We start from the raw sequence: 7,060 nt of genomic DNA on the forward strand, positions 1-7,060 counted from the left end.
GCGCGGTCGCGCGCTGGCTTCGCGTCCCAGGAAAAGTGGGCACCGGTTTTCCGCCCGGGATTGCGGGAAGAAAGAGCGCCTCACGCCGAGTTCGCTTCGCTCGCCGGCTCCGGGAGGGCGGCCTATCGGCCGGCGCGCGGTCGCGCGCTGGCTTCGCGTCCCGAGAAAAGTGGGCACCGGTTTTCCGCCCGGGATTGCGGATAAGGAGACCAATACCTCATCCCGCATCGGCGGGATGAGGTGCGACCTTGGGGGCTGTGGTCGCCCGGGTCAGGCCGCTTCGGTCTCGCGCGGGTCCTGACCGAAGCGATTGGCGCCGACGGTGCCCGGCTGGATGTGGAAGAAGAGGATCACCAGCCAGCCGATCACCGGGATCAGAATGATCAGATACCACCACGCGGTCCGGTCGATATCGTGCAGCCGGCGGAAGCCTGCGGCGAGCGACGGCAGGAAGTGGATCAGCGCGACCAACCCGGCGATCAGTCCGTCGCCGTCGTAGCCATACCCGATCAGCCCGTCGATGATGTTGGCCACGACCATGATGATGAAATAGGTCAGAATATAGAGCCAGTAGTCCTTGCGCATGAGACGTCCGCTGAACGTCACATAGTTGCTCATGACCTTGAGATAGCTGTCGATCATTGTCCCCGTCTCCCACTGAAAATGGCTCTCGCCCTGCGCCGGCAATATTAGCATGGCCGGGCAGGGATCGCGCCGGGAGATTACGGATGCAAGGGGCGTGGCGGATGACAATTGCCTGACGATCCGCATGATAGGCGAGCATCCGGGATCGTCGGGAGATCGGCTATGGCACCTTTGGTGGGAACTTGGCAGCTCTGGGCGGTACTCGCCGCCGTCTTTGCCGCGCTGACGGCGATCTTCGCCAAGATCGGCGTCGCCAATGTCGGATCCGATTTCGCGACCTTCGTGCGGACGATCGTCATCCTCGCCGCCTTGGCCTTAATGTTGACGCTCACAAAGGGATGGCAGTCGCTGTCCACCATCCAGCCCCGCTCCGCGCTGTTTCTTGTGCTGTCCGGGCTCGCCACCGGCGCGTCGTGGCTATGCTATTTCCGGGCGCTGAAGCTTGGAGATGCCGCTCGGGTGGCGCCGGTGGACAAGTTGTCGGTGGTTATGGTCGCGGTGTTCGGTGCCCTGATTTTAGGCGAGCGGCTATCGGCGATGAACTGGGCTGGCGTCGCGTTGATCGCAGCGGGTGCGATCCTCGTCGCCCGCTGAGATTGGCCGAATTTGCCGTGCTACATCGACTTGAGCGCGGCGGTTCCGAAATCGGTGATCGTCGCGCAGTGGTTGGCGTCGAACTCCACGAACTGCTTGCGTTCCAGCTCGTCGAGAATGCTGTCGACGACCGTGGCGTCGGTGCCCGGCAATGTGTCGGCCAGGAGTGCGCTGGAGAGATATTCGCCGTGTTGGTTGTGCAGACGCGCCATGGCGTCGAGCACGGAAAATTCCTGATCTGAAAGCCGCATAACACGCCTCCATCAGCGTTCGAACGGGGCATCGTCAGGCACGCAACTCCGTTGGCGCCCCAATGCGATCGTCTCTCTTTGGCGACCCGCTGCCGACAGGCCGAATCGCCGCGCGACAGCGTGTCCGCGATCCCTCGCACCATGTTTGCAGAGGTTCTCGGGCCCCTTCTGCCACGACCGGCTTTCGGCGGCCGAAGGGTGTCCCTGCCGGGCTCATCTTGGCTTCAGAAACGAATTTGCCGGCAAGCCGGTTCCGGGGACAGCGCTGGACGGAAATCCGGGGCCGGCTTTTCGTAAAGGCCGGTGCGGCAGGCAAAAGGACGATGGTCTCAGGCTAACCCGGCTGTTCGTGCGAGGCGCTGGCCGGCTGCAGACATGTTGGGGGTGAGAAATTTCCATGTCGGGCCTGGAATGGCAGCGGATCTTGTGGCTAAAGGGTGCGAGCGCGTTTTCGGGCGAAAGGAGATCCGGTTCGCCGTGCGGAAGCGCCAGGACTGACATTTCGAGCCGGTCTGCGATTTGGAAACAAGCGGATTGGCTCGGAGTCCCCGTAGCTCAGCAGGATAGAGCACAGGATTCCTAATCCTGGGGTCGCAGGTTCGAATCCTGCCGGGGACGCCACTTTCTTCCGACGCATTGACGGATTTGATGACACCCGCGGCCGCAGCCCCGCCCGAACCGGGCGGCGCGTGTCTTCAGCACGGGAGAAGCGGAAAATGGTGCATCTGAAAGAGGATTGTTTAAACAAACTTTTTCAGGAACTTAGCGATTGGGAAGTGCAGCTTAAAGCGCTTGAAAAGGAGGTCGGGCTAGAGCCTCTGGACCCTCCGGCAGGGCCGACACCATGAGCGCTCCTTCCGCCTACAAATCGTTCAATGACTGTGCCCCGGCGAGCCGAAAGCCCGCAACACGCGCCAAGCGGCCCGCGCCGTTCTCGATTCGCCTCACTACCGAGGAACGGGCGCTCTTAAAGCGCAAGGCCGGGAACCGCTCCCTTGGGGCGTACATCCGCAGCAAGCTTCTGGATGAGAAGGACACGCGCCCGCGCAGGCCCTCAAAGGCCCCGGCTATCGATTATGTCGCCTTGGGGCAGGTCCTCGGCATGCTTGGCAAATCTGAGCTTGCCACCAATCTCTGCCTGCTGGCCGTTGCCGCCGAAGCCGGAAACTTCGCCGCCAGCGAAGCGGAGCGCGCGATGCTGCGCGCAGCCTGCGAGGATGTGCAGGATATGCGCATCCAGCTTGTGAAAGCGCTCGGCCTCAAACCGGGTGCCGCTTCGTGATTCTGGTCGGTAATCAGAGAGGCGGCGCAAAAGACCTCGCTGTGCACTTGCTCAAGCCGGAAAACGAGCGGGTCGAGGTCCATGAGCTGCGCGGCTTTGTCGCGGACGATCTGCACGGCGCGTTTCAGGAAAGCTACGCGGTTAGCCGGGGCACGAAGTGCAAGCAGTTCCTGTTTTCGCTCAGTCTCAACCCGCCGAAGGGTGCGGATGTGGATGAGGGGCAATTTCTTGATGCCATCGGGCGGGCGGAAGACAAGCTCGGCCTGAGCGGTCAGCCCCGCGCCGTGGTCTTTCACGAGAAACGCGGGGATGACGGGCAGGTCCGGCGCCATGCGCACGCGGTCTGGAGCCGCATCGATGTTGCGGAGATGAAGGCGGTTCCCCTGCCGCATTCCAAGCAGAAGCTTCAGGACGTCGCCCGCGACCTCTATCTCGAACACGGCTGGACCATGCCACGCGGGCTTGTCGTGTCCGGTCAGCGCGATCCGCGCAATTTCACGCTGGAAGAATGGCAGCAGGCCAAGCGCCGGGGCGACGATCCGCGTGAGACCAAGACCGCGTTTCAGGATGCCTGGGCCATCTCGGACACGAAAGCGGCATTCGCACATGCCCTGCAAGAGCGCGGCTATTGGCTGGCGCGCGGGGATCGCCGGGGTTTTGTTGCCGTCGACCACCGGGGAGAAATCTACGCCGTTCCCAAATGGACGGGGATCAAGACCAAAGCCGTGCGGGAACGGCTCGGCGACCCGGAAGAATTGCAATCCCTCGCCGATGCCAAGCGCGAGATCGCCCGCGCCATGCAGGACAAGATGGAAGCCTTTCAGCGCGAAGTGGCTGAGAAGGAAGCGCGGGAACGTGAAGAGGCTCAGGCCAAGCGGGCAGCCCTGCGCGAGCGCCAGAATGCCGAGCGCAAAGCTCTACAGGAAGCTCAGCGCCTGCGTGAACAGGCTGAAGAGCAGGAGCGGCAAGCCCGCCTGCGCACCGGATGGCGCGGCCTGTGGGACCGCCTGAACGGATCGCGCAAACGCACTCTTGAGCAGAACGCGCAGGAGGCCGACGCGGCCAAAAAGCGCGATCAGACGCAGCAGAGGACGGAACAAGCTGCACAACTCAACCAAAGACGAACCCTTCAGGCTCAACGTCGAGAACAGGAGCAAGCGAACGCAACCACCACACGGAGCCTGCGCGAGGATGCGAAGGTGTTCCGGCAGATGGAGACCGAGGCAGACTTGGAGCGAAACTCGCGCCGGGACGCATTCAAAGAGCGCCGCCGATCCGAAGACCGTCCCCGCCGTTCGAGGCAACGCGACGGACCCGCGCCGGAACGGTAGGCTTCCGCCATGTCCTACCTTCCCCCAGAATAGAAAAAGGGGTGCTGCTGCACCCCTGCTTCCGGCGAGGATGGGATACGGGAGAGATGTGCGGGCGCGGCGGGCCGGGCTGCGGAGGGAGCGGATCACGCTGATCTGCGAGAAACGCGGCCCTGACCGGCCAACAGGCCGCATATTGAGGGGTAAGGGCAAAGCCCTTCGGCCCGATTCGTTTAGCTTCGGCGAATGATGTCGCCAACGTGACGGCTAGCTTAATATTGGCGATATCCGATATGATCGATTTATGAAGCTTTCGAGGCGAAAGAAAAACGGTAAAGTGATAATAGTCGGCCCGGCCAGATGAATACGCCAAATAATTTTGAGAAGCATTTTAAGAAGCCTGATGTCTCGATTGACCAACATACGAAGCGCCGCATCAGGACTCTGGGGCGGAGCCTTCGTCCGCGCCACGCCGTCTATCTCGACATGTGTTTTTGGATTGCGCTGCGCGATGCAGTAAGAACCGGCTCGGAAAATGCTGCTCTGAGGCTGTTTTATCTTTTGCGCGAGAAGACAAGGGCAGGAGCGATATTCTGCCCAATTAGTGAAAACACGTTCGTCGAATTGATGAAACAATCGGATTCCATATCACGAGATGCGACGGGGAAGCTAATTGACGAGCTCAGCTTGGGCGTCACGCTAATCTCTGAAGACATGCGGGTTGCAAGCGAGGTAACCCACTTCTTTGTTAAGTGTTCGGGGGAGGCCGAATTGCTCCCGCTTGAAGAGCTGGTTTGGTGCAAGCTGAGCTACGTGCTTGGCATCATTCATCCGACCCAGACAGTTTTCGATCAAGCCACCGAGTTGGCCATTCAAAAAGCCTTTTTCGATCATATGTGGACGATTCCTCTGACTCGACTGGTGGAACTGGTTGGGGATGCAGAAATACCGGGTCGCGATTTGAGCAAGCTAGCAAGCAATCTCAATACTGCTATTGCGGCGCATGCGTATGAATTACGTAGCTTCAGGCAAGCTTATAGAACCGAGGTTCGTGGTGCTGTCGATATGGGTGGCGGCTTTGCCGCTGATACGATCCCTGAAATAGCAGCGACCAGAGGGATAACGCTCCCTGAGCCTACATGCGAAGAGCGCAAACTGGCTGAAAAAGATTGTAAGAACCTCATGGCAGCGGCTCTTGAACAAGGCAAGGCGCAAGACCAGCTCCGAACAATGCATATTCTTGCCAGCCTTCATGCCTCACTACGCTGGAATAAGGGGCAAAAATTCGTCAGTAACGGTATCTTCGATTTTCATCACGCCACTGCAGCACTTGCCTACTGCGACGCCTTTTTCACAGAAGGTCCGCTTTGCGCGATGATTAAGCAAAAACACCTGCAATTGGATAAACAATTCGGATGTCACGTCACAGCCGACATCGAGGACGCAATCACTTGGATTGAGAATGCGTCTCAGAGAGTCGAGTAACTTTGATTGGCGAATTTTTCCATCAACTGCGCCAACGGAATCACCGTCACATCATTGCGGACAGGGTACGTTTCCTCCCCCGCATAGACCAGCCATTTTGCCGTAGGCTTTACATCCTCGCAGGCGACATGAAAGCCTTTTTTCAATGCGGGCGCAGTGGTGCGCTTGATCTCAATTGCCCAAAGCTCCTTGTCAAATTTGAGTAGCAGGTCGATCTCGGCCCCGGCGCTCGTGCGGTAGAAAAACGCTTCAGCCCCGGCAGGCGCTGCGGCGATCAGGTTCTCGATCACAAAGCCCTCCCAGCTCCCACCGACGACGGGGTGGCCCAGAATATCGTTAAGATCGTGCAGGCCCAAAAGCGCATGAGTCAGCCCGCTGTCGCGGATATAGGTCTTCGGGCTCTTGACCAGCCGCTTCCCGACATTCGACGCCCATGGCTGCAAACGCCGCACCAGCAGCAAATCCACCAATAGATCAAGATAACGGCTCGCCGTCTGCCCTTTGACCTCGAGCGCCCCTCCAATCTGCGAGGCGTTGAAGAGTTGGCTCTGATTGTGCGCCAGCATGGTCCAGAACCGACGAAGCGTTTCGGCGGGAATGCGCGAGCCGAGCGCGGGGATGTCGCGCTCCAGATAGGTGCGGATGAAATCCATGCGCCATTCGAAGCTGTCGGCCTCATCGAGATACGCATCGGGAAAGCCGCCCCCAACCCATAGCTTGTTGAGATGGTCCGCGCCGACTTCAAGCAGATTGAGCGGCGGCAGCTCCAGATAGGAGATACGCCCGGCCAGTGATTCCGCGCTCTGGTTCAAAAGCTCGTTTGAGGCGGAGCCGAGCAAAAGGAACTGGCCCGTGCGCCGTCCCTCGCGGCGATTGAGATCGATGCGGCTGCGCAGGGTCTGGAACAGCCCCGGCATGCGCTGGACCTCATCAAGGACAATCAGCTTGTCGGCATTCTCGGAGAAATAGAGATCGGGATCGTCGAGCCTTGCAAGGTCCGCCGGACGCTCAAGATCAAGATAGACGGAAGGCCGATCATCCGCGATACCGCGCGCAAGCGTCGTCTTGCCGACCTGCCGGGGTCCGAGCAGCGCAACGGCGGGCCGTTTTTCTAGGGCGGAGCGAATCTTGGCTGTGAGAAGGCGCGGTATCATCCTTGTAAATTTACCATCAACCGGTAAAATTGCAAGGAAATATTACATCCGCTTGACGTGGCAAGTAAGGTGGCGATAGCCGCCAGCAGCCAAGCGGCTGCTAAAAGTGATCAATCGGCGCTACGATTGAATGGCGCGTGCTGGCTCGATGCCGTGAGAGCGCCAAGGCAGAGGGGGGATGCAACGGGGGGATAGCGTAGCGCGTCCCCCCTTGCCGAACGCAGCGCAGCGCAGTGAGAAAAGATGGCGCGGTAGTACCGCGCACATCTTGCATTCTCTGCGAAGCCCTTTTCCCAGCAAGAATGGGGTCCTGAATGACGTCAGGTGGTTTCGCCGTGA

At 59.9% G+C, this 7,060-nt stretch carries 8 protein-coding genes and 1 tRNA gene; 6 read left to right on the forward strand and 3 right to left on the reverse strand.

Annotation, left to right across the window (positions count from 1 at the left end; all coding sequences use genetic code 11):
• Positions 1 to 270: 270 nt before the first annotated feature.
• Positions 271 to 642, reverse strand: coding sequence for a DUF805 domain-containing protein (locus tag HNS03_RS25445; RefSeq protein WP_367198843.1), 372 nt, complete (start codon positions 640 to 642; stop codon positions 271 to 273).
• Between the two features lie 165 nt (positions 643 to 807).
• Between HNS03_RS25445 and HNS03_RS25450 the strand changes: the two genes are divergently transcribed.
• Positions 808 to 1,239 (forward strand): EamA family transporter, encoded by a 432-nt coding sequence (locus HNS03_RS25450; RefSeq protein WP_367198844.1) that lies wholly within the window; start codon positions 808 to 810, stop codon positions 1,237 to 1,239.
• Positions 1,240 to 1,259: 20 nt separating this feature from the next.
• Here the strand turns inward: HNS03_RS25450 and HNS03_RS25455 are convergent, their stop codons facing one another.
• Positions 1,260 to 1,490, reverse strand: a complete 231-nt coding sequence (locus HNS03_RS25455) for a hypothetical protein (protein ID WP_367198845.1) — start codon at positions 1,488 to 1,490, stop codon at positions 1,260 to 1,262.
• Positions 1,491 to 2,034: 544 nt separating this feature from the next.
• Here HNS03_RS25455 and HNS03_RS25460 point away from each other — a divergent pair.
• From HNS03_RS25460 to HNS03_RS25480, 5 genes are all read left to right on the forward strand, one after another.
• Positions 2,035 to 2,111 (forward strand) — tRNA-Arg (locus tag HNS03_RS25460).
• Positions 2,112 to 2,206: 95 nt separating this feature from the next.
• A complete protein-coding gene (locus HNS03_RS25465) occupies positions 2,207 to 2,338 on the forward strand; it encodes a hypothetical protein (protein ID WP_367198846.1) in 132 nt (43 codons plus the stop codon).
• Positions 2,335 to 2,772 carry a hypothetical protein gene (locus HNS03_RS25470; RefSeq protein ID WP_367198847.1) on the forward strand — a complete coding sequence of 146 codons (438 nt, stop codon included), beginning with the start codon at positions 2,335 to 2,337 and terminating at the stop codon, positions 2,770 to 2,772. The genes HNS03_RS25465 and HNS03_RS25470 overlap by 4 nt, the downstream gene beginning before the upstream one ends.
• Positions 2,769 to 4,103 carry a relaxase gene (locus tag HNS03_RS25475; protein WP_367198848.1) on the forward strand — a complete coding sequence of 445 codons (1,335 nt, stop codon included), beginning with the start codon at positions 2,769 to 2,771 and terminating at the stop codon, positions 4,101 to 4,103. Before HNS03_RS25470 ends, HNS03_RS25475 begins: the two co-directional genes overlap by 4 nt.
• 339 nt (positions 4,104 to 4,442) lie before the next feature.
• Positions 4,443 to 5,567: a hypothetical protein gene (locus HNS03_RS25480; protein ID WP_367198849.1), complete on the forward strand. Its 1,125-nt coding sequence runs from the start codon at positions 4,443 to 4,445 to the stop codon at positions 5,565 to 5,567.
• On the opposite strand, the gene HNS03_RS25485 is transcribed toward HNS03_RS25480, so the two are convergent.
• Positions 5,552 to 6,721 carry an ATP-binding protein gene (locus HNS03_RS25485; RefSeq protein WP_367198850.1) on the reverse strand — a complete coding sequence of 390 codons (1,170 nt, stop codon included), beginning with the start codon at positions 6,719 to 6,721 and terminating at the stop codon, positions 5,552 to 5,554. The two genes, HNS03_RS25480 and HNS03_RS25485, sit on opposite strands and share 16 nt — an antisense overlap.
• Positions 6,722 to 7,060: the final 339 nt, after the last annotated feature.

This window comes from Amorphus sp. 3PC139-8 (genome assembly GCF_040750475.1).
Classification (GTDB): domain Bacteria; phylum Pseudomonadota; class Alphaproteobacteria; order Rhizobiales; family Amorphaceae; genus Amorphus.